Source organism: Pigmentiphaga sp. MLSB6-MA01 (genome assembly GCF_058793475.1).
In genome coordinates this window covers 14,052-40,191 of sequence record NZ_JBXAFV010000005.1, presented here as the reverse complement: position 1 = coordinate 40,191, position 26,140 = coordinate 14,052, and the positions used below count along the sequence as shown (strand labels likewise).

Annotated in this window: 21 protein-coding genes; 14 read left to right on the top strand and 7 right to left on the bottom strand. The window is 67.7% G+C overall.

The features are described 5' to 3' along the window. Positions 1 to 738: a sulfite exporter TauE/SafE family protein gene (locus AC1Q6E_RS09905; RefSeq protein ID WP_492572654.1), complete on the top strand. Its 738-nt coding sequence runs from the start codon at positions 1 to 3 to the stop codon at positions 736 to 738. On the opposite strand, the gene AC1Q6E_RS09900 is transcribed toward AC1Q6E_RS09905, so the two are convergent. Then, positions 719 to 1,996, bottom strand: coding sequence for a class I SAM-dependent methyltransferase (locus AC1Q6E_RS09900; RefSeq protein ID WP_492572653.1), 1,278 nt, complete (start codon positions 1,994 to 1,996; stop codon positions 719 to 721). The two genes, AC1Q6E_RS09905 and AC1Q6E_RS09900, sit on opposite strands and share 20 nt — an antisense overlap. Before the next feature lie 111 nt (positions 1,997 to 2,107). On the opposite strand from AC1Q6E_RS09900, the gene AC1Q6E_RS09895 reads away from it, so the two are divergent. Then, positions 2,108 to 2,791 (top strand): Crp/Fnr family transcriptional regulator, encoded by a 684-nt coding sequence (locus AC1Q6E_RS09895; RefSeq protein WP_152793218.1) that lies wholly within the window; start codon positions 2,108 to 2,110, stop codon positions 2,789 to 2,791. Here AC1Q6E_RS09895 and AC1Q6E_RS09890 read toward each other — a convergent pair. Then, positions 2,773 to 3,195 (bottom strand): RidA family protein, encoded by a 423-nt coding sequence (locus AC1Q6E_RS09890; protein WP_152793217.1) that lies wholly within the window; start codon positions 3,193 to 3,195, stop codon positions 2,773 to 2,775. The two genes, AC1Q6E_RS09895 and AC1Q6E_RS09890, sit on opposite strands and share 19 nt — an antisense overlap. 8 nt (positions 3,196 to 3,203) lie before the next feature. Next, the gene (locus AC1Q6E_RS09885; RefSeq protein ID WP_152793216.1) at positions 3,204 to 4,172 is read right to left on the bottom strand and encodes a tripartite tricarboxylate transporter substrate binding protein; all 969 of its coding nucleotides are present in this window, start codon (positions 4,170 to 4,172) and stop codon (positions 3,204 to 3,206) included. Between the two features lie 163 nt (positions 4,173 to 4,335). Here AC1Q6E_RS09885 and AC1Q6E_RS09880 point away from each other — a divergent pair, with 163 nt between their 5' ends. Beyond that, on the top strand, positions 4,336 to 6,285 hold the full coding sequence (locus tag AC1Q6E_RS09880) for a BCCT family transporter (RefSeq protein WP_492572652.1): 1,950 nt from the start codon (positions 4,336 to 4,338) through the stop codon (positions 6,283 to 6,285). A gap of 2 nt (positions 6,286 to 6,287) precedes the next feature. Here AC1Q6E_RS09880 and AC1Q6E_RS09875 read toward each other — a convergent pair whose 3' ends face one another. Continuing rightward, positions 6,288 to 6,929 carry a glutathione S-transferase family protein gene (locus tag AC1Q6E_RS09875; protein WP_152793214.1) on the bottom strand — a complete coding sequence of 214 codons (642 nt, stop codon included), beginning with the start codon at positions 6,927 to 6,929 and terminating at the stop codon, positions 6,288 to 6,290. A gap of 229 nt (positions 6,930 to 7,158) precedes the next feature. Between AC1Q6E_RS09875 and AC1Q6E_RS09870 the strand changes: the two genes are divergently transcribed. The 10 genes from AC1Q6E_RS09870 (at position 7,159) to AC1Q6E_RS09825 (ending at position 20,134) form a co-directional block, all read left to right on the top strand. After that, entirely contained in the window at positions 7,159 to 8,346 is a 1,188-nt protein-coding gene (locus tag AC1Q6E_RS09870) for an alpha/beta hydrolase (RefSeq protein ID WP_152794610.1), read from the top strand. A 25-nt stretch (positions 8,347 to 8,371) separates the two neighbouring features. Further along, the gene (locus AC1Q6E_RS09865; RefSeq protein WP_152793213.1) at positions 8,372 to 10,060 is read left to right on the top strand and encodes an AMP-binding protein; all 1,689 of its coding nucleotides are present in this window, start codon (positions 8,372 to 8,374) and stop codon (positions 10,058 to 10,060) included. Continuing rightward, positions 10,057 to 10,908: a VOC family protein gene (locus tag AC1Q6E_RS09860; protein ID WP_152793212.1), complete on the top strand. Its 852-nt coding sequence runs from the start codon at positions 10,057 to 10,059 to the stop codon at positions 10,906 to 10,908. The genes AC1Q6E_RS09865 and AC1Q6E_RS09860 overlap by 4 nt, the downstream gene beginning before the upstream one ends. Next, complete coding sequence (locus tag AC1Q6E_RS09855; RefSeq protein WP_152793211.1) at positions 10,905 to 12,053, top strand: FAD-dependent monooxygenase; 1,149 nt, start codon at positions 10,905 to 10,907, stop codon at positions 12,051 to 12,053. The genes AC1Q6E_RS09860 and AC1Q6E_RS09855 overlap by 4 nt, the downstream gene beginning before the upstream one ends. Positions 12,054 to 12,145: 92 nt before the next feature. Further along, positions 12,146 to 12,919, top strand: coding sequence for a TetR/AcrR family transcriptional regulator (locus tag AC1Q6E_RS09850; protein WP_152793210.1), 774 nt, complete (start codon positions 12,146 to 12,148; stop codon positions 12,917 to 12,919). Positions 12,920 to 13,103: 184 nt separating this feature from the next. Beyond that, positions 13,104 to 13,430: a hypothetical protein gene (locus AC1Q6E_RS09845; protein ID WP_492572651.1), complete on the top strand. Its 327-nt coding sequence runs from the start codon at positions 13,104 to 13,106 to the stop codon at positions 13,428 to 13,430. A 79-nt stretch (positions 13,431 to 13,509) separates the two neighbouring features. Further along, the gene (locus tag AC1Q6E_RS09840) at positions 13,510 to 14,871 is read left to right on the top strand and encodes a TolC family protein (protein WP_492572650.1); all 1,362 of its coding nucleotides are present in this window, start codon (positions 13,510 to 13,512) and stop codon (positions 14,869 to 14,871) included. Continuing rightward, on the top strand, positions 14,868 to 15,896 hold the full coding sequence (locus AC1Q6E_RS09835) for an efflux RND transporter periplasmic adaptor subunit (RefSeq protein WP_492572649.1): 1,029 nt from the start codon (positions 14,868 to 14,870) through the stop codon (positions 15,894 to 15,896). The genes AC1Q6E_RS09840 and AC1Q6E_RS09835 overlap by 4 nt, the downstream gene beginning before the upstream one ends. Next, entirely contained in the window at positions 15,893 to 19,012 is a 3,120-nt protein-coding gene (locus AC1Q6E_RS09830; RefSeq protein ID WP_492572648.1) for an efflux RND transporter permease subunit, read from the top strand. Before AC1Q6E_RS09835 ends, AC1Q6E_RS09830 begins: the two co-directional genes overlap by 4 nt. Before the next feature lie 153 nt (positions 19,013 to 19,165). Beyond that, positions 19,166 to 20,134 (top strand): tripartite tricarboxylate transporter substrate binding protein, encoded by a 969-nt coding sequence (locus AC1Q6E_RS09825; protein ID WP_152793209.1) that lies wholly within the window; start codon positions 19,166 to 19,168, stop codon positions 20,132 to 20,134. Positions 20,135 to 20,313: 179 nt separating this feature from the next. Here AC1Q6E_RS09825 and AC1Q6E_RS09820 read toward each other — a convergent pair whose 3' ends face one another. Next, positions 20,314 to 21,510: an MFS transporter gene (locus AC1Q6E_RS09820; RefSeq protein WP_152793208.1), complete on the bottom strand. Its 1,197-nt coding sequence runs from the start codon at positions 21,508 to 21,510 to the stop codon at positions 20,314 to 20,316. 381 nt (positions 21,511 to 21,891) lie between these two features. On the opposite strand from AC1Q6E_RS09820, the gene AC1Q6E_RS09815 reads away from it, so the two are divergent. Continuing rightward, positions 21,892 to 24,120 (top strand): NADP-dependent isocitrate dehydrogenase, encoded by a 2,229-nt coding sequence (locus tag AC1Q6E_RS09815; RefSeq protein WP_492572647.1) that lies wholly within the window; start codon positions 21,892 to 21,894, stop codon positions 24,118 to 24,120. Between the two features lie 211 nt (positions 24,121 to 24,331). On the opposite strand, the gene AC1Q6E_RS09810 is transcribed toward AC1Q6E_RS09815, so the two are convergent. Together AC1Q6E_RS09810 and AC1Q6E_RS09805 are read right to left on the bottom strand one after the other, a co-directional pair. Beyond that, the gene (locus AC1Q6E_RS09810) at positions 24,332 to 25,099 is read right to left on the bottom strand and encodes an SDR family NAD(P)-dependent oxidoreductase (RefSeq protein ID WP_492572646.1); all 768 of its coding nucleotides are present in this window, start codon (positions 25,097 to 25,099) and stop codon (positions 24,332 to 24,334) included. Between the two features lie 23 nt (positions 25,100 to 25,122). Further along, positions 25,123 to 26,115, bottom strand: coding sequence for a Bug family tripartite tricarboxylate transporter substrate binding protein (locus tag AC1Q6E_RS09805; RefSeq protein ID WP_492572645.1), 993 nt, complete (start codon positions 26,113 to 26,115; stop codon positions 25,123 to 25,125). Between the last annotated feature and the right edge of the window lie 25 nt (positions 26,116 to 26,140).

Below are 26,140 nucleotides of genomic sequence, written 5' to 3'. Positions count from 1 at the left end.
ATGTCGGACCTGCTTTTGTTGGCGGCAGCCTGCGGCGCGGGCATGCTCAACGCCGCCGCGGGCGGAGGGAGCTTTCTTACGCTGCCCGCGCTGGTCGCCGTGGGCATGCCCGCGGCCGTCGCCAATGCCACCGGCACCCTGGCGCTGCTGCCCGGTTATCTGACCGGTGCCTGGGCCTTGCGGCGCGACATCGCGCAGTCCGGGCCGGGTTCGCTCGCGCGGCTGTCGGGCATTGCCCTGGCGGGCGGGAGCGCGGGGGCGATGCTGTTGCTGTGGACGTCGGGAGGCGTTTTCCGGAGCGTGGCGCCCTGGCTGCTGCTGTTCGCCACCGCGCTGTTCCTGTGCGCGCCCCTCATGCCGAGGATGGCGCGCGGGCGGGTGCTGTCCCCGGGCGCGACGGCGGGGGGATTGTTCGCCGTCAGCCTGTATGGCGGCTATTTCAACGGCGGCATGGGCATCATGCTGCTGGCCTTGTTCGGCATGTCCGGGCGCGGCGATTTCACTGCCATCAACGGGCTCAAGAACCTGCTTTCCGGCGTGCTGACCGTGGTGGCGGCCGTGGTCTACGTGGCGGGCGGGCTGGTCGAATGGCGCGAGGCGGGCGTGATGGCCGTGGGCGCGACGGTGGGCGGGTTTGCCGGCGCGCGGCTGGCGCGCCGCGTGCCGGTCGCCGTGATGCGGGCCGCCGTGGTGCTGGTGGGCATCTCGATGAGCGTCTTCATGTTCCTGAAGGCATGAGGCGCGGGCTGTCCAGGCGGGCTTCCGCCTCGCGCAGCCGGGCCTCCCGCTCGCCCACGTAGTCCCGCGTCAGCGGCACGCTTTCCTGGCGCCGGGCCAGTTGCACCTGGAAGATGGCGATGTCCTGGTAGCGGAAGGCCGTTTCCGACATCGACAGGTAGTACTCCCACATGCGGGCGAAGCGTTCGTCGTACAGCGCCACGGCCTCGGCCCGCCTGGCCAGGAAGCGGTCGCGCCATATCCGCAGCGTGCTCGCGTAGTGCAGGCGCAGCACCTCGATGTCGGTGACGACCAGCCCCGAGCGTTCGATGGCGGGCGTGAATTCCGACAGGGACGGGATGTGGCCGCCGGGGAAGATGTATTTCTCTATCCAGGGATTGTTGAAGTCCGGCACGTCGGAGTTGCCGATGAAGTGCAGCAGCATCACGCCGTCGTCGGCCAGCAGTTCATGGCACTTGCGGAAGAAGGCATCGTGGTAGCCCACGCCCACGTGCTCGAACATGCCCACCGAGACGATCCGGTCGAAGCGGCCGGGTGTCGCGCGGTAGTCCTCCAGGCGGTAGTCGTAGGCCGCCGGGCGGGCCGTCCGGGCGGCCAGTCCACGCGCGCCCTTCAGTTGTTCTTCGGACAGCGTGATGCCCGTGGCGTGGCCGGCGCCGGCGACCTCGACCAGGTAGCGCGTCAAGCCGCCCCAGCCGCAGCCGATATCGAGCACGCGGTGGCCGGGCTCGACCAGCAGCTTGGCGGCGATATGCCGTTGCTTGGCCCGCTGGGCCGCTTCCAGGCTCTGTCCGGGGTGTTCGAAATAGGCGCAGGAGTATTGCCGCTGGTCGTCCAGGAACAGCGCGTAGAGGCGGTCGTCCAGGTCGTAGTGGTGCGCGACGTTGGCGCGCGCGCGGCCGGGGCGGTTGTTCTGCAGGAAGCGCCGTATCGACATGCGCACCGTGTCCAGCAGGCGCACCGCGGCGCCGGGCTGCGCCGCGTCGGCATCGCGCAGCAGCAGTTCCAGCACGTCGTAGATGCTGCCTTCGTCGACCACCAGCCTTTCGTCCATGAAAAGCTCGCCCAGGCGCAGGTCGGGGTCCATCAGCAGCGCCAGCACGGCGCGGGTGTCGGTGAAACGGATGGCGGCGCGCGGCGATGCGCCGTCGCCGAACGCCAGGCGGCGGCCGCCTGGCAGCGTGACCTCCAGCGTGCCGCGCCGCACGAGGTCCTTCAAGGTGTTGGCAAGCAAGCGTTCCGAGTACGTTTGAAGCATCGTGGTTTCCGCGACGGGTCGACAGGACAGGGGCTGCTACGCGGGCAGTGTAATGAATCCTTCGGGACAGGAGTTGGTTGATTTTTCCCCGGACGGCGAGAAGAATGCGCCATGACTTCGCCCGACACCGCTTTTTCGCTGTTGCTGGAGCGCCTGTCCGAGGCGCAGGCGCGTGCCGTGCGCGATCGCATGTCGGCGCGCGAACTCGCGCGTGGCCAGCCCTTGTTCGCGCAGGGGGACCCCAGCCCGCGGCTGTGGGTGATACGGGCGGGGCGGTTGCGCACCTATCATCTGGCGGCCTCGGGCGAGGAATTCACGACCGCGGTCTGGTCGTCGGGCCAGACGCTGGGGTTGCTGAGCACGCTGCTGGACCAGCCCCGCGCGATCTCGTGCGAGGCCCTGGAGCCGGCGTCGCTGTCATCGATGGAGCGGGCCGATCTGCTGGCGTTGATGGAAACGGTGCCGGCTTTCGCCATCAACGTGGCGCGCGTGGCCGCGATGCTGGCGACCAACAGCATCGCGCGGTCGGGCCCCCGGGTCCTGGATTCGGCCACGGCCAAGCTGGCGCGCATCCTGCACGACCTCGCGCTGGCCGCTCCCGGCTACGACGGCCATGGCGCCGAGATCGTCGGCGTGACCCGCGCGGACCTGGCCAAGATGGCCGGCATCAGCCGCACCTGGGCCAGCCTGAGGCTGGCCGCGCTGGAGCGCGCGGGCCTGGTCCTGGGCACGCGGGGCAGGCTGCGGGTGCCGGATGTGGCGCAACTGGCCCGGTTTTATTCGGACGGGTATTGAGGCACCTGCAGCGCCAGGCACTCGACCTCCAGCAGCAGGTCGGGCCGGGCCAGCGCGGCCACGCCCACCAGCGTGCTGGCAGGAGGATGGTCCGCGTCCAGGTAGGGCGCGCGCACGCGCCGTATGGTCGCCACCGCTTCCTCGGTCAGGTCGCGGACGAAGTAGTTGAGCTTGACCGCGTAGGCCAGCGCCGAACCGGCCGCTTCGAGCGCCGTCGCCAGGTTCTCGAACACCTGCCGGGTCTGGGCGGCCAGGTCGCCCTTGCCGACGATGCTGCCGTCTTGCGCGTAGGCCACCTGTCCCGAGACGATGATCAGCCGGTCGACGGGGGCGATGGCGACATGGGTGAAGCCGTTGGGGGCGGGCAGGCGGTCGGGATTGATGAAAGAGACGTAGGGATGCATGGTGGCCGTCAGTTGAGCGTGATCCGGGTGCGTTCGATGATACGGGCATACAGCTCGCGCTGCCGGGTGGCGAACTCGGCGAACTGGCCCGGGGTCGAGCCCGAGGGTTCGATGGCGGCCTGTTTCAGGGTGGCCGCGACATTGGGGTCGGCCAGCGCCGCGTGCACGGCGGCGTTCAGGCGGTCGATCACCGGCGCGGGGGTGCCGGCCGGCGCGACGATGCCGAACCATGAATACAGGTCGACCTCGCCCGCGCCCTGTTCCTGCGCGGTGCCGATGTCGGGCGCCAGCGGCGAGCGCCTGGCGCTCAGGATGGCCAATGCCTTGAGCTTGCCGGCCCGGACCTGCGGCAGCGTGGCGGCCAGCGTGTCCACCACCACGTCGACGTTGCCGCCCATCAGGTCCACCAGCGCGGGCGCGCTGCCCTTGTAGGGGACGTGCAGCAGCGTGGCCGAACGTTGCAGGCCCACCAATTCCATGCCGATGTGGTTGGAGGTGCCCGCGCCCATGGAGCCGTAGGCCAGCCCCTTGGGCCGCGCGCGCGCCTGGTCCAGCGCCTGGACCAGGGTGGTCCACGGGGCGTCGGGGCGGGCGACGACCACGTTGGGGACCGTGCCCAGCAGCGAGACGTAGCCGAAGGAATCGGTGGGCGAGTAGCCCACGTCCTTCATCAGCAGGGGATTGATGGCCAGGGTGGCGTTGCTGGCGACCAGCAGCGTGTGGCCGTCGGCCGGCGCCTTGGCCACCGATTGCGCCGCCACCACCGTGCCCGCGCCCGGGCGATTGATGACGATCACCGTCTGGCCGAGTTGCCGGCTCATGCCGCCGGCCACCGTGCGGGCCAGCAGGTCGGTCGTGCCGCCCGCGGCGAAAGGCACGACGAGGTTGATGGGATGGGTCGGGAAATCGGCCGCCGCGGCGGGAGCCGTCGCGGTCAAGGCCAGCAGCGCGGCCAGCGCGGTACGCAGGGTTGTCATCGCAAGTCTCCACCGTGAATGATGCCATTCTGCGGGGGCGCGGCAGGGTTGTCGGTTAACTGGTTAACACATCGCCGTTTGCCTGGAGGGGGCCGGGGATGAAAAAATGCGGGGGCAGGCGATACCCGCCGCACGCGCGCGGGCCTGTCCAACGGGAGTCCTCATGAAAACAACGATAGATCGCCCGGTGTTCTTCACAGCGGCCGCTTTCATCCTGGCGCTGGTGGTGTGCGCGGTTTCCGCCCCGCGCATCGTGGGGGATGTCTTCGACGCGATACAGCGGTGGATACTCACCAACGCGAGCTGGTTCTACATCCTGGCGGTCGCGATCATCCTGCTGTCGGTGGTGTTCATGGCCGTGAGCCGCTACGGCAACATCAAGCTCGGCCCGGACCACAGCGAGCCCGACTACCGGAATTTCACCTGGTTCGCGATGCTGTTCTCGGCCGGCATGGGCATCGGCCTGATGTTCTTCGGCGTGGCCGAGCCCGTCATGCACCTGGTCGCGCCGCCGGTGGGCGAGGCGGGCACGGTGGCCGCGGCCCGCGAGGCCATGAAGATCACCTTCTTCCACTGGGGCCTGCATGCCTGGTCCCTGTACGCGATCGTGGCGCTGATCCTGGCCTATTTCAGCTACCGCCACAACCTGCCGCTGACGCTGCGGTCCGCGCTGTATCCCTTCATCGGCGACCGCATCTACGGTCCGGTGGGCAACGCCGTGGACATCTTCGCGATCATCAGCACCGTGTTCGGCGTCGCGACCTCGCTGGGGCTGGGCGTGGCGCAGATCAACAGCGGCCTGCACCATCTGTTCGGCACGCCCGTCGGCACGGGCACCCAGATCATCCTGATCGCGATCGCCTGCGGGCTGGCGACCCTGTCGGTGGCGAGCGGGCTGGACCGCGGCATACGCATCCTGTCCGAGCTCAACCTGTACCTGGCCGTGATCCTGCTGCTTTTCGTGCTGGCGGTCGGGCCGACCATCTTCCTGCTGCAGAGCTTCCTGCAGAACACCGGCGCCTACCTGTCCGACATCGTCGCCAAGACCTTCAACCTCTACGCCTACCAGCCCACGGACTGGATCGGCGGCTGGACGCTGTTCTACTGGGGCTGGTGGATCGCGTGGTCGCCGTTCGTGGGGCTGTTCATCGCCCGCATCTCGCGCGGCCGGACCATACGCGAGTTCGTGCTGGGCGTGCTGCTGGTGCCTACGGGCTTCACCTTCCTGTGGATGACGGTGTTCGGCGGCTCGGCCATCCACCTGGTGCTGTTCGAGCATCTGGACAGCCTGGCCGGCACGGTCAAGGCGGACAGTTCCCTGGCGCTCTTCGCCTTCCTTGAACACTACCCCTGGGGGCGCGCCATTTCCATGCTGGCCATCGCGATGGTGGTGGTGTTCTTCGTGACCTCGGCCGATTCGGGCGCGCTGGTGATGGACCTGCTGGCCTCGGGGGGCGCCGAGTCCACGCCGGTGTGGCAGCGCATCTTCTGGTCGGTGCTGACCGGCGTGGTGGCGGTGGCGCTGCTGCTGGCCGATGGGCTGCAGGCCTTGCAGACCGCGACCATCGCGAGCGCGCTGCCGTTCTCCATCGTGCTGCTGGCGTCGGTATGGGGGTTGTTCAAGGCCTTGAGGCTGGACGCCACCAAACGCCGCATCCACCACCAGTCGCTGGCGCTGTCGCGGCCGTCGGGGGGCGGCGAGCCTTGGGAATCGCGGCTGCGCAACATGGTCATGATGCCGCGCCGCGCGCACGTGCTGCGCTTTACCGCCGATGTGGTGCGGCCGGCCATGGAGGCCGTGGTCGAGGAACTGCACAAGCTGGGCTACGAGGCGCGGGTGCGCGACGGCGAGGACGGCGAGGTGGCGCTGGAGGTCGTGCACCAGGAGGCCCTGGATTTTTCCTACGCCGTGCGGCCGGAGTCCTTCGTGCGTCCCGGCCTGACCGCCGCCGAGGTGCGCGACGAAGAGGGACGCAAGTACTTCCGGGCCGAGGTCCACCTGCGCGAGGGCGGCCAGGACTACGACATCATGGGATGGAGCCGCGATGCCGTGATCGGCGACATCCTGGACCAGTACGAGCGCCACCGGCACTTTCTGCACGTGGCGCGCTGAGGTCAGCCGGCCTTGCCTGCCTTCGCGGCCGCCGCCAGGCCGTCGTCGATCTGCTGCGCCCGGACCGCCGCCGGGCGGGCGGTCAGGCGCTGCACGTAGCGCTGGTAGGCCGGGCGTTTCTCGATGGTGCCGAACATCATGCCCCAGGCCAGCTGCGAGCCCACGTAGACGTCGGCCGCGGTGAAACTGTCCCCCGCCACGTAGTCGCCCCCCGCGACGGCCGCCTCCAATGCGTCGAGCACTTCGGCCAGCGTGCCGTAGCCCACCATGCGCCGCCTGTCCTCGGGCACGCTGACGCCCAGCGCCTGGTTGGTGACCGCCGCTTCCACGGGGCCGGCGCAGAAGAACATCCAGCGGTAATAGGGGCCGCGCAGGGGGCTTTGGGGCGGCGGCGCCAGCCGGGCCTGGGGGAAGGCGTCGGCCAGGTAGGCGCAGATCGCCGCCGATTCAGTGACCACGGTGCCGCCGTGGCGGATGGCGGGCACCTTGCCCATGGGGTTGATCGCCAGGTACTCGGGACGTTTCATGGACGTGGCGAAGTCCAGCACCTCGGTACGGTAGGGCTGGCCGACTTCCTCGAGCATCCAGCGCGCGATCCGGCCGCGGGACATGGGATGGGTATAGAAGACGAGTTCGTCGTTCATCGTGGGCTCCTGGGGCGTCCTGATCGTTCCATGGGCGTCAGATGGTACGGCGGCCCGGCGCCGCCGACAATGGGGGCAGGGCTGTCGGCCGGAAATAATTGACATGATGTCAAATAAGGAATAATTTTATTGATAGGGTGATATTTATTTCGAGGAGACTCCCTTGGCCACTACCGACAAGCCGGTCGTCACGGCCGGCATGAGAGGGGCGTCGTGGGACCCCCGGCTCATGAGCCGGCCGTACCAGGTGGTTCCCTATGCACTGGGCACGGCGGACGGCCAGCGCACGCTGGGCTTCCTGTTCACCACCGCCGAGTCCGGCAAGACCGTCGTGTCGCTGATGCATCCGCGTGAAATGGCGGTGACGCACTACATGGTGCCCCATGTGCTGGATGCCGGATGCGCCTGCTGGGTGCAGGGATCGCGCTCCATCGGCAACGACCTGCGGCTGGAGCACGAGGTGGCGTTGTTCGACGTGGCGGCCGGCATGGCGCACCTGCGGGCAATGGGCTACGAGAAGATCGCGATGCTGGGCAACTCAGGCGGCGCCGGCCTGTACACCTTCTACAACCAGCAGTCGTCGCTGCCCGGGGCCGAACGCATCGCCCGGGCGCCGGGCGGGCGGCCTGTCGCCCTGGCCGGGCTGGAGATGCCGCGCGCGGACGGGATGATCCTGCTGTCGCCGCATCCGGGACAGGGCAGGCTGCTCATGGCCGGCATCGATCCCTCGGTGGTGTCCGAGGACGATCCGCTGGAAACCGACGCCGCGCTGGATCCCTTCTCGCGGGACAACGGCTACGATGCCGAGGCCGGCTCCGCCACCTACGACCCGGCATTCGTCCGGCGCTACCGGGCCGCCCAGGCCGCGCGGGTGGCGCGGATCGACGCCCGCGCGCGCGAGCTGCTGCGGCGCAAGGCCGAAGCCAGGGCGAAGGTGAAGGCCGGCGGGGCGTCGATGGCCGACCAGCGGATCGCGGCGCATGCGCCCATCTTCCAGGTGTGGCGCACCGACGCCGATCTTCGCTCCTGGGACATCTCCCTCGATCCGTCGGACCGCCGGACGGGATCGCTGTGGGGCCGGAATCCGCTGGTCTCGAACTGCGGCAGCGTCGGGTTCGGCCGGGTGGTCACGCCCGAGTCCTGGCTGTCCACCTGGTCGGGGCTGTCGTCCAACGCTTCGCTGGAAAAGACCGCGGGCGCCATCACCCAGCCCACGCTGCTGGTGGAGTACACGGGGGATCAATGCACCTTCCCGGCCGACATCCGGATGATCCACGAACAGATCGGGGCCGCGGACAAGCGCCACGTGCGGGTGCGCGGCAACCATCACGGCCTGGCGCTGGCTCCGGGCGAAGAGCCCGGCCAGCGTGTCGCCGGACGCGCGGTGGGCCAGTGGCTGCGCGAGAAGATGGGGTAGCGGAAGAACGAAGATGGATGGAGACATGATCGACGTGGAACCGAAAATCCGGCTGGAGGGCGTGCGCTATCCCGACGCCGACCGCCTGCGCCGCTACGCGGGGCTGGGCCTGCTGGGCAGCGAGACGCTGGCCGGAGCGTTCGCCCGTTCGTTCGCCCTGCATGCCGACCGGCTGGCCCTGGTGGGGCCGCAGGTACGGATGAGCTATCGCGAACTGGACCGCGACAGCGACCGGCTGGGCGCGGCCATGTTGGCGCTGGGGCTGGCCCAGCACGACCGCGTGCTGCTGCAGAGCGGCAACTGCGCCGAACTGCTGGTGGCCTTCCTGGCCTGCCTGAAGGCGGGCCTGATCCCTGTCTGCGCGCTGCACGCCTTCCGCAGGCTGGAGGTCGGCTATCTGGCGAAGCTGGCCGACGCCCGCCTGCATCTCGTCCAGGGCGACGACGCCCGGTTCGACGATGTGGCCTTCGCGCGCGAGATGCAGGAGGCCGTGCCCACGCTGCGCCACATCGTCCAGGCGCGGGGCGAGCCGCGCGCGGGCGCGCACGGGCTGCGCCGCCTGATCGACGGCATGCCGTGGGAACGTGCCAGGACGATGCTGGCGGACATCGCGCACGACCCCTGGCAGGTGGCGGTGTTCCAGCTGTCCGGCGGCACGACCGGGGTGCCCAAGATCATCCCCCGCTTCCAGAGCGAGTATCTGTACAACATGCGAGAGGTCGCCGCCTGCAACGGCTACACCCGCGACGACGTACTGTTCTTCCCCACGCCGTACATGCACAACCTCAACATGGGATGCTGCTTCGGGCCTTTCCTGCTGTGCGGCGGCACGGTCACGGTGGCGCCCGACCTGGCCGAGGAAGCGCTGTGCTCGCTGGTCCGGGAGCACCGCCCCACCTGGTTCGGCGCGCCCGGCCCGATCCTGACCCGCATCGCGCCCGAGCTGGCCCGGGCCGGCGAGGACGAGAAAGCGCGCCGGCGCTTCATCACTTCGAAGAACGCGGGCGGAATGGCCCGGCTTACCGGCTCCCCGGCGCGGCATATCTTCGGCATGACCGAGGGCGTGATCATGTTCACCCGGGAAGACGATCCGCGCCACCTGAACGACGGCTCGGTCGGCCGGCCGGTGTCCGCGCATGATGAAGTGAAGATCGTGCGTCCCGGCACGGAAGAGCCGGTGGCGGACGGCGAGATCGGCGAGGCCCTGTTTCGCGGCCCGTACACCATCCAGGGCTACTACAAGTCCGCCGCCGAGGACGCGCACCGCTTCACGGCGGACGGCCACTACCGCTCGGGCGACCTGATGTCCAGCCGGGTCGAGGGCGGCAGGCGCTACTACTTCTTCCAGGGCCGCATCAAGGACGTGATCGACCGCGGCGGCGAGAAGATCAACGCCGAGGAGGTCGAAGGCGTCGTCAGCCGCCATCCCGCCATCCTGAATTGCGCGCTGGTCGGCATGCCCGATCCGGTCTATGGCGAAAAGGCATGCCTGTTCGCCACGCTCAGGCCGTCGGCGCGCGCGCCGGACGTCGAGGAGCTGGGCCGCTTCCTGCACGGCGAAGGGCTGGCCAAGTACAAGTGGCCCGAACGCATCGAGGTCCTGGCGGATTTCCCGCTCTCGGCCTCGGGCAAGCTCAGCAAGCAGATCCTGCGGGAGCGGATCGCCGCCATCCTGGCGCAGGCCGCGCCCAGCAACGAGGAACTTCCGACATGAACACCGAATCGCTTTCCCCCCTGCGATTGCACGGCGTGCACCACACCGCGCGCCCCACCTGGAAATTGTCCGAGACGGTGCGCTTCTACCGCGACCAGCTCGGCCTGCCGCTGGTGCACGCGATTTCCGCGCGCGGCTGGGGGCAGGACGATCACGCCGACTTCCTGCACTTCTTCTTCGATAGCGGCAACGGCAGCACCATCGCGTTCTTCTACTACATCGGCACGCAGCGCCCGGACAAACTGCGCGTGAGCGACCATTACCAGGAACGCGCGACGCACACCGCGTGGCAGGTGCCGGACGAGGCCGAACTGCTGCGGTGGCGCGCGCGCGTGGAAGCGGCCGGCATCCCGCTGCGCTACCAGATCCGCCACGAGGTGATCGAGTCCATCTACTTCAACGATCCCAACGGCTACCCCATCGAGATCACGACCCAGCTGCGGCCCTTCGGCCAGGCCGACGCCGACGACGCGGCCCGCACGCTGGAGGCGGCGATGGCGCTGGAGGCGGGGCAGGGCGAGCGCCTGGATGGCATCGAGCCGGTGTGGCGCCGCAAGGCGGCGGCGCTGGACGATGCCGGCCGGCCGGCCGGCGTGGCCTCGGCATATGTGCTGGACGTGCCCGAATTCGCCCCCTTGCTGGACGATGCGCGTGCCCGCGGGTATGCCGTCCATCGCGTCGAGGCCGGCTATGCCCGCATCGACGGCACGCCCGGCCTGCGTTTCCGGCGCAAGGAGCTGGGCTTCAAGCCCGCCGTCTGGTACGGCGCGCTGACCGGCGGCCTGGCGGGCCGCATCGCCGCGTTCGACATGGACACCCTCGCCATCGATCCGACGGAGTCGCCATGAGGGTCACCATCGTCGGCGGCGGCCCGTCGGGACTGTTCCTGTCCATCCTGCTCAAACAGCGCCTGCCGCACGCGCGCATCGACGTGCACGAGCAGAATCCGGCGGACGCAACCTTCGGCTTCGGCGTGGTGCTGGCCGACAGCGGCCTGGCCTCGCTGCGCGAGGCGGCGCCCGAGGTGGTCGAGGATCTCATGGGCGCCATGCGCTTCAACGACCGCCAGACCATCGTCATGCGCGAGCAGCCCATCGTCGTGCGCCGGCCTGGCGCGGGGGGCGGCGCCATCCCGCGCATCGACCTGCTGCGCATCCTGCAGGACCATGCCCGCCGGCTGGACGTGGATGTCCGGCACGAGCACCGGCTGGCCGACGTCCAGGCGCTGGACGCCGACCTGGTGGTGGGGGCGGATGGCGTGAACTCGACGCTGCGCGCGGCCGACGAAGCCGCCTTCGGCACCACGCACGGCCGGCTGACCAACCACTTCGCCTGGTACGGCGTCGACAAGGCGTTCGAGACGCCGGCGCTGGTGTTCCGCGAATGGCGGGGCGGCTGTTTCATCGCGCACTACTACCCGTATTCGGCGGCGATGAGCACCTTCGTGGCCGAGTGCGACGACCGGACCTGGCACGATTTCGGCATGGAGGCGATGGACGCGCGGGCGCGGCAAACCCTGTTCGAGGAAGTGTTCGCGCCGGAGCTGGATGGGCACGGGCTGGTGTCCAACCATTCCAGCTGGCGCCAGTTCCCGGTGGTCCGCAATCGTTCCTGGCATGCGGGCAACCGCGTGTTGCTGGGCGACGCGCTGGCCAGCGCGCATTTCTCCATCGGCTCGGGCACCCGCATCGCGATGGAGGACGCCGTCGCGCTGGCCGAGGCGCTGCGGCAGCGGCCGGGCGACATCGGTGGCGCGCTGGAGTTGTACGTGGCGTCGCGCAAGCCCGCCAAGCAGCGGCTCATCCGCGCCTCGGAGGCGTCGTACAACTGGTACGAGCGTGTGGGCGAATGGATGCGGATCGAGTCGCCGCACGAATTCGTCTATCGCTTCATGACCCGTACCGGCCGCGTCGATCGCGACCGCCTGAAGCTCCAGTATCCGGATCTGGTCCGCGAGATGGAGGCAGCCGGAGTGGCGGCGCTGGCCGGATAGCGAGAGCCCGGGCGGGAGCCGGAACGGCGCGAAAATTGCCGCCCTGGCAATAATTCCCTACGATAGTGACGTTTCCATCCGCCCCGCCCGCCATGCCCGCCCCCAAGAAGGCCGACGCCCAGGCCACCGCTCCCCGCCGCCGGGGCCGTCCCCCCAAGGTCGAATCGCCCATCACCGCCGAGCCGTTGCTGAGCCGCTGGGCCATACTGCAGCGCGCGATAGACCTGGCCAAGAGCATGCCGCTGGACCAGATATCGATGGTGCAGCTGGCGCGTGACTTCGGCGTGGCGCCCGGCCTGATCCACTATTACATGGGCGGGCGCGACAAGCTGGTGTCGGGCGTCCTGAACGACTACTACCGCCAGCGGGTAGAAAAGCTGCCCGCGCTGACCGGCGATTGGCGCTCCGACGTCGAGACCATCGCGCGGCTGAGCTTCGCCGTGGCCATCGCCAACCCGGGCGCCAGCATGTACGTGGCCTCGCACAACCGCTACCGGTTGTTCCAGGACGTCGAGCCGGACGAGACCGACTACGGCATGGTGTTCTTCAACCACATGGCCTCGGCCATTATGCAGGGCGGTTTCACGCACGACCAGGTGGCGCTGGCCTACCACCTGATCGCCCAGTACCTGGTGGGTGCCAGCATGGCCGAGGCTTCGCGGCAGATGCCGGCCTACCACGAGGATTTCATCCGGGCGCGCCTGGAGTCCGCGGACCGGTACCCCGCCGCGCGCGCCATCAGCCACTCGTTCGCCCGCCTGAGCTCGGCCACGGCCTTCGACGAAGGGCTGCGCCTCACGCTGGACGGCATCGCCGCCTGGCGGGCGAACGGCGCGGGCGCCAGGCGTGCGCGCAAGCCCGCCTGATCCGAGGGCGCGGAGTACCCGCTCCAGCACTTCGGCCACCGCCGGGTCTCGTGTCCGGCGCTATGCGCACCACCGGATTTTGATCCGATTGGTCGCAGGCTGGAAAGGTGGCGGAATGTGTGGTATTTCTTCTTGGGTGTAGTCACCTCCGTCCGGGATGAACTTCTTACTTCGTCCACTCCTCATGTATCTCCTCTTGTTGTGCGTCGTGCTCAACTTGGGAGACGCGCCGTATCTGGACGAAATGTTTGCCGAGATGGGAGGTGCCGCGGTCGTGGTGGCCGCTGATACGTCGGCGGATGCTTCCAAGGTCGCCCCGCAGTATTCCCCCAAGGCCAAGCGCTCGATCTACGAGAATCTTTTGGCCAACGTGGCTCTTCCGACGCGAGAGCAATCGCTGCCGGTGTTCCACGAGCCGGACGGCGCGATCCCGGATGTCGTATCGGGCCATCCTCCGTCCGGCCCGCCTTCTTCCATCGAAAAACCTCCTCGAACTGGGCTCGCGGCCTGACGCCGCGTGTGGTTGTCCGCGCCGTGAAACCGCATTGACGGTTCCGGCGCCGTAGCTTTTCGCCCAAACGAGGATTTCCATGCAATCTTTGATCGCTACCTTGGCGGCGGCGGCCGCGCGCGCGCGATGGCGTGCCGCCGTCAGTCTGAGCGTGGTCTTGACCGGCTGCGCTAGTTTTCAAGCGAAACCGATCGATCCGCAGGCCGCGGCCGTTGCATTCGAGTCGCGTTCGCTCGACCCCGGCCCCTGGGCCCTGGCGCGGCTTCAGGCCGAAGCGGCACTGCACAATCCCGATCTCGCTACTCTGCATGCCCGGCGTCTGGTTGCCGAGGCGGCTGTCATCACGGCAGGGGCGCGCCCCAACCCTGGACTAGCGGGCTCCGCGCAAAAGAATACCGATGCCGCGCCCGATACGAACGCATGGACGTATGGCGTGGGGCTGAGCATTCCCATCGAAACCGCTGGCAAGCGGGGCTATCGCATCGCACGTGCGGTGTGGCTGGAGCAAGCCGCCGTTCATGCCGAGGCAGAGGTTTTCTGGCAGGTTCGCGCCCGTGTTCTCGAGGCCTATATCGGCGCCTATCCGATCGACTCCCTTGCACGGGAGCGCTCTCTGATCCAGGCAGAGTTGTCAGCGGAGATCCAGCGGCGTCTTGCAGCGGGGTTGGTATCCAGCGGCGAGGCCTTGCTGGCTCGTGTGGCTGCTCGGCAGTCCGTGCTGTTGGTCGAAGATGCGTCTCGTCGTCGAGTCGATCATTTGCGCGCGCTTGCCTCCGCCGTCGGCGTATCCGAGCGCGCGATATTTCGAGCCGATCTGCCGTTCACCGATCTATCGAACGATGAACTGCCCAAGGTTGCCGCCATGGATGTGGAGGCGGGATTCGCTGCGCGGACTCGACCGGATGTGCTGTCTGCTCTGGCCGAGTACGAAGCCGCGCAGACGGCCCTGGAGCTGGAGGTCGCCAGGCAATATCCAGATCTTTCGATCGGTCCTGGTTATTCCTGGGACGCGGGAACCGTCAAATGGTCGTTGGCCTTGGGATTGATACTACCGCTGTTCGATCGAAACCAGGGACCGATTGCCGAAGCAGAGGCAAGGCGTGCAGCGGCTGCCGCGAAATTTAGAGCGGTGCAGGAACAGGCTATTGCCGATATCGAGACCGCGCGCGCGGCCTATGCGCAAGCGATACGGGTGATACGGCTGACACGAGTCATGGCCGACGATCAACGCATGCGACTGCATTCAGCGGAATTGGCCTTCCAGGCCGGCGCGACGGACCGACTGGCTTTACTGGCTGCGAGGTTGGACGCTTCCCTGGCAGAGTCCACGCGCGTCGATGCGCTCCTGGACGCGCACCGCGCTGCCGGCCGGCTTGAAACCGCGCTTCGTCAGTCTCTGACTTCTCCGTCGTCTTCAACCCAACAGCAAGGCCAGCCATGAGCCGAAAATTTTTTCTTATCCTCGTGGCCGCCATTGGAGGGGTGGCCGTAAGCCCATGGGCCTGGTGGCAGTTATCGGAAATGATCCCGGAGAGCCACCCAGTCCTGGCGGCTCGTAACGACGCAACCGATCCGGACCAGCCAGGCATCGCTGTCAGCCCTCAGGAGCGTGCACGCGCAGGCATTGGCGTCAGCGCCATTGAACTGGTGGAGTTGCAGGGGGAAATGTCCGCTATAGCCACGGCCCTGTCTATTCAGGATTTGGCCGATGCAGCGAGCACGATGGCAGCGGCACAAGCACAAGCCGATCGTGCAGCCGCGGCGCTGGTCGCATCGAAACGGGATTTCGAGCGGCTCCGAAACCTGCATGAGCAGGATCGCAATGTGTCTGATCGAGCCCTGGAGGTGGCGGAGGCGGCCTGGCGTGCCGATGACGCCAATGCCCGCGCCAGCGAAACAGCGTTGGCTGCCATGCGCGCCAACGTCCGTGCTCGCTGGAGCCAGGAGATCGCCGTATCGATCAGCCAGCGCGGGCCTCTGTGGGGCCGCCTGATGGCCGGCCGGAGTGTGTTGTTGCGCGTGGTCCCGGAAGCGGGGGATGGGGTGGAGCCGATGCCCGCCAGCATCAAGGTGGCGACTCCGGGTGGAGTATTCCGGACCGCCCGCCTGATTTCCCGGGCTCCGGCGGCTGACCCGCGCATTCAACGCGGGGCATTCTTCTACGAGGCCGGTGCAGAGGGGATCCTCTCTGGAATGACGCTGTCCGCGAGTGTTGGAACGGGCAGGCAGGAGGTCGGCGCGAGGTTGCCCATCAATGCGCTGCTGTGGTGGCAGGGCAAGCGGTGGGTCTATGTGGAGACTTCATCGGGGCGGTTCGAACGGCGCGAGGTCATCTCAGGCCGCCGCATCGAAGACGGCTGGTTCGTGCCTGGCTTCGTTGGCGGCGCGGTGGTGTCGAGCGGCGCGCAGGCGCTTTTGTCGCAGGAGTTGCAGTCCTCCAACACAGCTGGCAAGGAGGAAAAATGACGAGCGCTCCACGCCTGCTTACAGCCATTGTCCGGGCCTCGCTGCGTTATCGGGGACCTGCGCTGGCATTGGCCGTCTTGCTTTCCGCCTATGGCGTTTTTGTACTTCAGAGTGCCCGCCATGACGTATTTCCCGAGTTCGCCCCACCTCAGGTCAGCATTCAGACCGAGGCGCCAGGCCTTGCACCGGAACAGGTCGAGTTGCTCGTCACCCAACTGGTGGAAAACGCGGTAAACGGCGCGGCAGGCCTTGTCCGGCTGCGTTCGCAGTCCATACAGGGTCTGTCCGTGGTGACGGCAAGTTTCGAGTCCGACAGCGATATTTTTCGCGATCGGCAAAACCTCTCCGAGCGGCTGGGAGCCGTGGCAGCGCAGCTTCCCGCCGGCGTGCAGGCACCCGTCATGTCGGCACTGACTTCCTCCGTCAGTACCGTGCTGGTAGCCGCCATGACTTCCCGCACGCGTACGATGATGGACTTGCGGACACTGGCGGACTGGACGGTGAAGCCGCGCCTGCTTGCCGTGCCGGGCGTGGCGAAGGTCTCGGTGTTCGGTGGCGATGTGAAGGAGATCCAGATCCAGGTGCACCGCGACCGGCTTGTCCAGTACGGACTGACCGTCAATGAGATACTCGAAGCGGCCCGCAAGACACTAGGCATGCGCGGCACCGGTTTCATCGATGATGCGAACCAGCGCATCGTCATTCGAACCGATCCCCCGGCAAGCCAGCCGGCTGTGGTGGCCGCGAGCGTATTGCGCAGGCTGGATGGCGCCAATCTCACCCTGGGCGATGTGGCCGATGTGCGCGAAGCGCCTGAGCCGCCGGTAGGTGCTGCGACTTTCAACGGCCAGCCTGCCGTGCAGTTGATGATATCGGAACAGTATGGCGCCGATACGGTCGCCGTGACTCAGGCCATTGAGAGTGCCATGGCCGAGCTGCGTCCTCGGTTGGAGACGGAAGGCGTGGCGCTGGCTCCGAACGTGTTTCGACCCGCTAATTTCATCGAAGCTGCTACAGACAACGTCAAGAAGTCGCTGTTTATCGGCGCTGGCCTGGTGGTTGCCGTGGTAGTCCTGTTCCTGGCCAACTGGCGTACGTCGGCTATTGCATTGGCCGCCATTCCGTTGTCGTTGCTGGCGGCCGTGTCCGTCCTGGTCGAACGAGGCGTCAGTCTCAACACCATGACCCTTGGCGGCTTGGCAATAGCCATCGGCCTCCTGGTGGATGATGCAATCATCGTGGTCGAGAACGTCCACCGGCGGCTGCGGTTGAATATGCGGCTCGCTCTCCCCGAACCGGCCGCTCGGGTGGTCCTGCATGCGACGCTGGAAGTGCGTAGCGCCGTGGTCTACGCCACGCTCGCCATCGGGTTGGTATTCCTGCCTGTGTTGACGCTGCCGGGACTGGCGGGCCGCCTGTTCGCGCCGTTGGCGACGAGCTACCTGTTGGCGACCATGGCGTCGCTGGCGGTGGCCATCACGATCACGCCCGCATTGTGTTTGACACTGTTGCCGAAACGCTGCGAGGCCGAGTGCGATACGCGCATAGCCGGTTGGCTCAAGGCCGGCTATGCGCGAGTGCTCGAGGCTGTGGAGCGGCGCTGGGCCTGGGTAGTGGCTGGAGCCGTTGCGATGACGCTCGCGGTTCTGGCGATGCTGCCTTGGTTGGGCGGCGATTTTCTGCCCGAGCTGCGCGAGGGACACTACATCATCCATGTGTCCATGTTGCCGGGAACATCCCTGGCCGAGTCGCTGCGTATCGGCGATGGCATCTCGACGCGGCTGTCGGCGATTCCCGAGGTGCGTTTGGTGGCGCAGCGGGCGGGGCGCGCCGAGCAGGCCGACGATACCTGGGGACCCCACTACAGCGAGTTCGACGTGGACCTGCTGCCCACGTCCTCCAATGCCGAAGCACGCGCGGTCGAGACGGCGATCCTGGGTGCCTTGGAGCAAACGCCAGGCATCGTCTTTTCGGTCAAGACTTTCCTGACCGAACGCGTCGAGGAAACCTTGTCCGGCTATACCGCCGCTGTGGCGGTGAGCGTCTACGGCCAGGACCTAGATCAACTGGATGCCGAGGCCGGACGGATTGCCCGCCTGCTAGGGGAACTGTCCGGTGCCACCGGCGTGCATGTCGAAGCGCCGTCCGGAATGCCGGAAATCGCCATTCGGCTTCGGCCCGAGGCGCTTGCCCATTGGGGTCTGTCCGCTGCCGATGTACTGGATGCCGCGCAGACCGCTTTCAAGGGCACGACGGCAGGACAGGTGCAGGACGGCAATCGGATGTTCAACGTCAGCGTCATCCTGGCTCAGGGGGAGCGCCGTGATATCGCTGACGTGAAGGCCCTTGCGGTCAGGACGCCTGAAGGCTCGATGGTGAGGCTGGACCAGGTGGCGGATGTGTACGCCGGCTCGGGCCGCTACGCCGTACTGCGCTCGGGCGGCCGCCGGGTGCAAACCATCACTTGTAACGTTTCGGGACGCGATGTGGCTTCGTTCGTGACCGAAGCCAAGCAGTTGATTGCCAGCAAGGCCGGGCTGGCGGCTGGGGACTATGTGGAGTTTTCCGGCGCGGCACAGGCGCAAGCGCAGGCCGCTCGCAAGCTGCTGGGGCATTCGCTGATAGCGGCGGTTGCGATTGCGTTGATGCTGTGGCTGGTTCAGCGCCGCATCCGAAACGTGGCGCTGACGCTGATGAGCCTGCCGTTTGCCCTCTCGGGCGGGGTGCTGGCTCTGGTGGCGGCTGGCGGCGGCGTGACGCTGGGAGCACTGGTGGGCTTCGTGACTTTGTTCGGCATCAGTTTGCGCAACGCGGTGATGCTTATCTCACACTACGAGAGTTTGACGCTTGCGGAAGGATGTCCCTGGAACGCCTCGACGGCACATTGCGGCGCGGTCGAACGCTTGGTGCCTATCCTGATGACGGCGCTGGCGACAGCGCTCGGACTGTTGCCATTGGCTGTGGGAGCCGGCGCCCCGGGCCGGGAGATCGAGGGGCCGATGGCACTGGTCATTCTGGGCGGGTTGGTGACTTCTACCACGTTGAATCTGCTGTTGCTGCCCAGCCTGGCATCCAGGCATGGGAAATTCGACGCTTCCGCCGAGGACGGTCTGTGACGGGAAATCTGAAATCAGGCGGTGTCTACGACGCTTGCCCTACTTTGATGGGCACCGATACCTCCGTACAAACCATTATTTGATATGCATTCAATTATCCGTACATTAATTGAATGCATATCAAATACGGTCGCGTACCGGAGGAGACACGAGATGGATCGCAAACTGGCCTGCGCCGCGGCGCTGTCGGGCATCCTGGCCGCCGCGCCGGCCGTTGCCGCCGAGGCCTATCCGGGCCGCATGGTGAAAATGGTGGTGCCGTCCATCGCCGGTAGCGCCCCGGACATCATCGCGCGGCTGGTGGCCGAACGGCTGACCGCGGCCTGGGGCCAGCAGGTGGTGGTGGAGAACCGCCCCGCCGGCAACGGCATCGCCGCGATGCAGGAACTGGCCCAGGCCGCGCCCGACGGCTACACGCTGGGGCTGTTCCACGCCGCGGCGGCCGTGACCACGCCGGTCATGTACAAGGAAGCCCGCTTCGACATCGAACGCGATGCCGAGACCGTGGCCACCATCGCCTATACGCCCATGCTGTTCGTCGCCAATGCCCAGGCGCCCTACAAGAACGTGGCCGAGATCCTGGCCGCCGCCAGGGCCCGGCCGGACGACGTGGTCATCGGCAGTCCCCGCCGCGGGTCCATTCCCCACCTGACGTCCGAGATGATGGGCCAGTATGGCCATGCCCGTTTCCGGCAGATCGGCTTCAGCGGGACCACCCAGGCGATCCAGGCGCTGATCAAGGGCGACATTCCGCTGTATGTCGACGGCACCGCGCCGCTGATCCCGCTGGTGCGCAGCGGCCGCATCAAGGCCATCGCCGTCACGGCCGATGAAGCGCTGCCCGGCCTGGACGGCATTCCGCTGGCCAAGGACGCCGTGCCAGGCACCGTCGCTTCCGGCTGGTTCGCCATGTTCGCCCCCAAGGGCACGCCCCAGGCCGTGATCGACCGGGCCAGCGCCGACGTCAACGCGGCGCTGCGCCAGGGCCCCTTCGCCGCGCGCCTGGCGGAACTGGGCACCTATCCGATGATCAAGTCCCAGGCCCAGGCGCGCGACTTCATCCGCAGCGAAAAAAAGCGCTGGGAAGAAGTGATCGCCGAAGCCGGCGTAAAACCCGAATGATGCAGGCCCCGCCCAGGCCCCCTCGTGATGCCAGGCAGACCCAGGATGCGGTGGATCCGGCTTAGCCGGTCCGCCCGCGTCGCCCCCCGGGACCCGGCGCCGGGCCGCCCCAAGGCGGGTTCCGGCCCCCTTGGGGGGCTGCCGCGTAGCGGCTGGGGCCCCGCCATACCGGGCGCGCGTCAGCGCGCAGGGGGGGGCCTCTTCGGCAGCCATCGCCAAAGGACGGCGGCGGCGGCCAGGCCGAGGGTACCCACCGACGCCACCCCTATGGTCAACGACGCGATGGCCGTGATGGCCGACAGGATGACCGGCCCCAGGCTGTTGCCGACGTCGGCGATCAGGCGCCAGATGCCCAGGAACTCCGTGCGGCCGTGGGGGGGCGAGGAGTCGGCGCCCAGGGTCATGACGATGCCGGAACTGATGCCGTTGCCGAAGCCCAGGATCAGCGAGACGATCAGGAAGGGCACGACGCTGGTCGTGAGCGAGGTGGCCATCAGCGCGCCGCCCATCAGCAGCACGGACGGCAGGGCGACCCAGAGGCGGCCGTGCCGGTCCATGATGGTGCCGGCCGGGTAGAACACCGACATGTCGATGGCGGCGACCAGGCCATAGATGATGGAGACGGAAGCGGGGGCCAGTCCGAGGTGGTCTGCCCAGAGCGGGATCACGACCTGGCGCGACGACCGCAGCGCGCTGACCAGCAGGATGCCCAGGCCCAGCGTCAGGAAGACCTTGGCATGGTCGCGCGCGATGTCCTGGACCCGCGGTTTGGCGCGGGCCGAGGCGGCATGGCTTTCGCTGGTCATCTCCGGCGCGAGCCAGGCGATCAACCCGGAGCCCGAGATCGCCACGGCGGCCACCCAGTACGCGCCGTCGAGCCCGATGAAGTGGATCATGGCCGCGCCGGCGAAGGGGCCGATGAAGACCCCTATCCGATTCGTGCCGCCCAGGGTCGAGAGCGCCCGCGCCCGCATATAGGAAGGCACGGCATCGATCAGGTAGGTCTGGCGGGCCAGCAGGAAGACCGACGACGCCATGCCCACCATGAATACGCCCACGCCCAGCATCCAGGCATGGGGGGCGAAGATGCACAGCAGCAGCGCCATCACGCTGAAGGCGGCCGCGCCCGCCATGGACCGCCGTTCCCCGTGGCGGGACGTGATCATGGCCGCGGGGATATTGCTGACCAGCGAGCCTATGCCCATCAGCGACACGATCAGGCCCGCCACGGCCACCGAGGCGCCGAGTTCACGGGCGCTGAGCGCGATGACGGGGAGGATGGCGCCGTTGCCGACGCCGTAGAGGACCGATGGACCGAATGCCGGGATGGCGATCTGTTTGAGGCTGAATGGAGTGTCGCTGCTCGGCGCTGTCATTGCGGGGGACGGGGCAGGGGGGCGGGGCCGGCGGGCGCCGCGCGTGGACGATGCTGCAATTGTCGCGCAAATCGGGGTTCGGGGCCCGCCCGCGCGTCCGCAAGGGCCGGACGCCGTTTTTCCGCTGTTTCAGCCAGGGGCGCCGACCGGGCCGGCAGTGATAAAATCCCACTCCGCATTGTGAAAGCCGCGGATCCGGGGCCGGGAGGCCCGGGCCGCCACGGCATTCGCGAGGACGCGATTCTCCAGGCAATCGAAGCCGGCGCGCGGGTGCCAGGGCGCATGCGCGCCGTCCCCCCGCAGGGCCACCGGCGCCACGCCGGCCCCGGGGTTGTCCGAGAATCTCCGCTACTTCCGTAATCGAGTGAGATTCAATAAAGAATGTCTACCACGTCGAAGATCATCTACACCCTCACTGACGAAGCGCCTGCATTGGCGACGTACTCGCTGCTGCCCATCGTCCAGGCTTTCACCCGTTCCGCCGGCGTCGCCGTCGAAACGCGGGATATCTCCCTTTCCGGCCGCATCATCGCCGTCTTCCCCGAGTACCTGACCGACGCGCAGAAAATCTCGGACGACCTGGCCTACCTGGGCCAACTGGCGACCACGCCCGAAGCCAACATCATCAAGCTGCCCAACATCAGCGCCTCGATCCCGCAGCTCAAGGCCGCGATCAAGGAACTGCAGCAAAAGGGCTACAAGCTTCCCGACTATCCGGACGAGGTCAAGAACGACACCGACAAGGACGTCAAGGCCCGCTACGACAAGATCAAGGGCAGCGCCGTGAACCCGGTCCTGCGCGAGGGCAACTCCGACCGCCGCGCGCCGCTGTCGGTCAAGAACTACGCCCGCAAGCACCCCCACAAGATGGGTGCCTGGAGCGCCGACTCGAAGTCGCACGTCGCCCACATGGAAAGCGGTGATTTCTACGGCAGCGAAAAGTCGGCCGTGATCCAGAACGCCGGCAACGTCCGCATCGAGCTGGTCGGCAAGGACGGTTCCACCAAGGTCCTGAAGGAAAAGACCGCGGTCAAGGCGGGCGAGATCATCGACGCCTCGACCATGAGCAAGAAGGCGCTGACCAGCTTCATCGAGGCCCAGATCGAAGACGCCAAGAAGCAGGGCGTGTTGTTCTCGGTGCACCTGAAGGCCACCATGATGAAGGTCTCGGACCCCATCCTGTTCGGCCAGGTGGTGTCCGTTTTCTTCAAGGACGTGCTGGCCAAGCACGCCGACGCGCTCAAGCAGGTGGGTTTCGACCCCAACAACGGCCTGGGCGACCTGTACGCCAAGATCAAGGACCTGCCGGCCGGCAAGCAGGCCGAGATCGAGGCTGACATCAAGGCCGAATACGCCAAGCGGCCCGAACTGGCCATGGTGAACTCCGACAAGGGCATCACCAGCCTGCACGTGCCCAGCGACGTCATCGTCGACGCCTCGATGCCCGCCATGATCCGTGAGTCGGGCAAGATGTGGGGCCCGGACGGCCAACTGCATGACGCCAAGGCCGTGGTGCCCGATCGCTGCTACGCCGATGTCTACCAGGTCGTCATCGAGGATTGCAAGAAGAACGGTCCGTTCGACCCGGTCACGATGGGCACGGTGCCCAACGTCGGCCTGATGGCCCAGGCCGCCGAGGAATACGGTTCGCACGACAAGACCTTCCAGCTTCCGGCCGACGGCACGGTGCGCGTGGTCGACGAAGCCGGCAAGGTGCTGCTGGAGCAGCCGGTCGAAGCCGGCGACATCTTCCGCATGTGCCAGACCAAGGACGCCCCGGTGCAGGACTGGGTCAAGCTGGCCGTCAGCCGCGCCCGCGCCACGGGCGTGCCGGCCGTGTTCTGGCTGGACAAGAACCGCGCCCACGACGCCCAGATCATCGCCAAGGTCGAGAAATACCTGAAGGATCACGACACCAGCGGCCTGGACATCCGGATCCTGTCGCCGGTCGAGGCCACCCGGCTGTCGGTCGAGCGCATCCGCAAGGGCCAGGACACCATCTCGGTCACCGGCAACGTGCTGCGCGACTACCTGACCGACCTGTTCCCCATCATGGAACTGGGCACCAGCGCCAAGATGCTGTCCATCGTTCCGCTGATGGCCGGCGGCGGCCTGTTCGAGACCGGCGCCGGCGGTTCGGCGCCCAAGCACGTGCAGCAGTTCCTGGAAGAAGGCTTCCTGCGCTGGGATTCGCTGGGCGAGTTCCTGGCCCTGGCCGCTTCCATCGAACACCTGGCCGACACGTACAAGAACGCCAAGGCCAAGGTCCTGGCCACCACGCTGGACCAGGCCACCGGCAAGTTCCTGGACGAAGACAAGTCGCCCGCCCGCAAGGTCGGCGGCCTGGATAACCGCGGCAGCCACTTCTACCTGGCCCTGTACTGGGCCCAGGCCCTGGCCGCCCAGACCGACGACAAGGAACTGCAGGCCGCGTTTGCCCCGGTCGCCAAGGAACTGGCCGACAACGAGGCCAAGATCGTGGCCGAACTGGGCGCGGTGCAGGGCAAGCCGAACGACATCGGCGGCTACTACCGTCCCAGCCCTGAGCTGACCAGCAAGTCCATGCGTCCCAGCGCCACGCTGAACGCGGCCCTGGCCAAGCTGGGCTAAGGGTAGACCCCTACGCGCTGACGCGCGCCCCGGCAGGGTGAGCCCCCAGCCGCCACGCGGCAGCCCCCCGAGGGGGGCGGGGACCCGCCTTGGGGCGGCCCGGCGGAGCCGGATCCGCTGTGCCCTGGGTGAGATGGGTGTTCGCCGCGGTCTGAATGAAAAACGCCCTCACGGGCGTTTTTCATTTGTGGATCGGGCGCGTCCTGCCGGACTAATAGGTGGCGCGTCCGCCGGACAGGTCGAAGACCGCGCCGGTGCTGAAGCTGCACGCCCGCGACGACAGCCAGGCCAGCATGGCGGCCAGTTCTTCCACTTCGCCGAAGCGGCCCATGGGGATTTTTTCCAGCAGCCGCTGTGTGCGTTCCGGCGCGATTTCGATGTTGCGGCGGGTCATGGGGGTGTTCAGCACGGTGGGCGCGACGCAGTTGACCAGCACGCCGCTGGCGGCGAATTCCTTGCCCAGGCTCTTGGTCAGCGCGATGACGCCGGCCTTGGCCGCGGAGTAGGACGGCGTGTAGGGATTGCCTTCCTTGCCGGAGGTCGAGCCGACGTTGACCACGCGCCCGTATCCCGCCTGCGCCATGAGGGGCATCACGGCCCGGCAGCAGTGGAAGGTGCCGGTCAGGTTGACGGCCAGGACGTCGTCCCAGTCGGCCAGCGACGACGAGGCCAGCGGGCCGGGCGGGCGGATGATCCCCGCATTGTTGATCAGCACGTCGATCCGCCCCCAGCGGGCAAGGACGGCCTGGGCCGCCTGTTCCACCTGCTCGTGGCGCCGCACGTCCACCGTGCGTTGATCGATGTCGTCGGCCGGGGCCAGGGAGGCGGCCGACGCCCGCAGGGCCTCGGCGCCGGCATCCCACATCGACACTCGCGCGCCGGCGCCCAGCAGGTCCTGCGCGATGCGCAGCCCCGCGCCGCTGGCCGCGCCGGTCACGACGGCCACCTGTCCGGAAAAATCGTATTTGACCACCTGCATCTCCCTGTCCTTGCCGGACGTTGCTAGTAATCCGCCTTGATGCCCGCGGATTCCGCGAGCCTGCGATAGAGCCGCGTTTCTTTTTCGAGGAAGGCGCGGAAGTGCGCCGGCGACGTGTCCGCCGGCACGCCGGCGTTCTCGAGCACGCGGTCGCGCACCGCCGGGTCGCGCAGGCTGCGGTCGATGGCCGAGGCCAGCGCCTCGATCCGCGCGGCCGGCGTCCGGGCGGGCACCAGATAGCCTTGCCAGGCGGCGATGTCCATGCCGGCGATGCCGGACTCCTTCATCGTCGGTATGTCGGGCGCCAGCGCGGGCCGCGTGTCGCCGGTCACCGCCAGGATCTTCATCTCGCCGCTGCGGTGCCGGGGAAAAACCGAGTTCATGTCCGAGAACACCAGTTGCACCTGCTCGCCCAGCACGCCCACGATGGCGGGCCCCAGGCCCTTGTAGGGAACATGCAGGAGCCTGGTCCCGGTGGTGGACTGGAACAGCTCGCCGGCGAAATGGGGTTGGCTGCCCATGCCGGACGAGGCATAGGTGAGTTCTCCCGGGCGCCGCCGGGCCTGCGCCAGCACGTCCTGGATCGAATCCAGGCCCGAGCCGCGCCGCGCGGCGATGCAATAGGGCGCGGTGAACATCAGGCTGACCGGCGCGAGCGCATGCAGCAGGCCCCGGCCCGAACGCTGCAGCGTCGCGCCGCGTTCGCGCAGCAGGACCGCGCTGGTGACATAGCTGCCCGTGGCCACGTACATCGTGTAGCCGTCGGGCTCGGCGCGGGCGGTGCCCTCCGCCGCCAGCGTGGTGCCGGCTCCGGGGCGGTTCTCCAGCACGATGGGCTGGTGAAGTTCCGCTTCCATGCTGCGGAAGAGGATACGGGCCAGCAGGTCCGCCCCGCCGCCCGGGCTCAGGCCCAGCAGGGCCTTGACCGGCCGGGCGGGAAAGGTTTCCCCGAACGCGGGCCGGACGGTGATGGCGGCGCCGGCGGCGATGCCCAGGAAGGTCCGTCGTGTCAACATGATGTCTCCTTGTTCGCGCCTGTCG

Bases quoted from the DNA above. Each gene is read 5' to 3' on its own strand.
- AC1Q6E_RS09900 (WP_492572653.1), bottom strand. From the start codon at position 1,996: ATGCTTCAAACGTACTCGGAACGCTTGCTTGCCAACACCTTGAAGGAC.
- AC1Q6E_RS09810 (WP_492572646.1), bottom strand. From the start codon at position 25,099: ATGCAGGTGGTCAAATACGATTTTTCCGGACAGGTGGCCGTCGTGACC.
- AC1Q6E_RS09835 (WP_492572649.1), top strand. From the start codon at position 14,868: ATGAGCCGAAAATTTTTTCTTATCCTCGTGGCCGCCATTGGAGGGGTG.
- AC1Q6E_RS09840 (WP_492572650.1), top strand. From the start codon at position 13,510: ATGCAATCTTTGATCGCTACCTTGGCGGCGGCGGCCGCGCGCGCGCGA.
- AC1Q6E_RS09870 (WP_152794610.1), top strand. From the start codon at position 7,159: ATGAGCCGGCCGTACCAGGTGGTTCCCTATGCACTGGGCACGGCGGAC.
- AC1Q6E_RS09905 (WP_492572654.1), top strand. From the start codon at position 1: ATGTCGGACCTGCTTTTGTTGGCGGCAGCCTGCGGCGCGGGCATGCTC.
- AC1Q6E_RS09880 (WP_492572652.1), top strand. From the start codon at position 4,336: ATGAAAACAACGATAGATCGCCCGGTGTTCTTCACAGCGGCCGCTTTC.
- AC1Q6E_RS09865 (WP_152793213.1), top strand. From the start codon at position 8,372: ATGATCGACGTGGAACCGAAAATCCGGCTGGAGGGCGTGCGCTATCCC.
- AC1Q6E_RS09830 (WP_492572648.1), top strand. From the start codon at position 15,893: ATGACGAGCGCTCCACGCCTGCTTACAGCCATTGTCCGGGCCTCGCTG.
- AC1Q6E_RS09875 (WP_152793214.1), bottom strand. From the start codon at position 6,929: ATGAACGACGAACTCGTCTTCTATACCCATCCCATGTCCCGCGGCCGG.
- AC1Q6E_RS09890 (WP_152793217.1), bottom strand. From the start codon at position 3,195: ATGCATCCCTACGTCTCTTTCATCAATCCCGACCGCCTGCCCGCCCCC.
- AC1Q6E_RS09845 (WP_492572651.1), top strand. From the start codon at position 13,104: ATGTATCTCCTCTTGTTGTGCGTCGTGCTCAACTTGGGAGACGCGCCG.
- AC1Q6E_RS09895 (WP_152793218.1), top strand. From the start codon at position 2,108: ATGACTTCGCCCGACACCGCTTTTTCGCTGTTGCTGGAGCGCCTGTCC.
- AC1Q6E_RS09885 (WP_152793216.1), bottom strand. From the start codon at position 4,172: ATGACAACCCTGCGTACCGCGCTGGCCGCGCTGCTGGCCTTGACCGCG.
- AC1Q6E_RS09855 (WP_152793211.1), top strand. From the start codon at position 10,905: ATGAGGGTCACCATCGTCGGCGGCGGCCCGTCGGGACTGTTCCTGTCC.
- AC1Q6E_RS09860 (WP_152793212.1), top strand. From the start codon at position 10,057: ATGAACACCGAATCGCTTTCCCCCCTGCGATTGCACGGCGTGCACCAC.
- AC1Q6E_RS09850 (WP_152793210.1), top strand. From the start codon at position 12,146: ATGCCCGCCCCCAAGAAGGCCGACGCCCAGGCCACCGCTCCCCGCCGC.
- AC1Q6E_RS09815 (WP_492572647.1), top strand. From the start codon at position 21,892: ATGTCTACCACGTCGAAGATCATCTACACCCTCACTGACGAAGCGCCT.
- AC1Q6E_RS09825 (WP_152793209.1), top strand. From the start codon at position 19,166: ATGGATCGCAAACTGGCCTGCGCCGCGGCGCTGTCGGGCATCCTGGCC.
- AC1Q6E_RS09820 (WP_152793208.1), bottom strand. From the start codon at position 21,510: ATGACAGCGCCGAGCAGCGACACTCCATTCAGCCTCAAACAGATCGCC.
- AC1Q6E_RS09805 (WP_492572645.1), bottom strand. From the start codon at position 26,115: ATGTTGACACGACGGACCTTCCTGGGCATCGCCGCCGGCGCCGCCATC.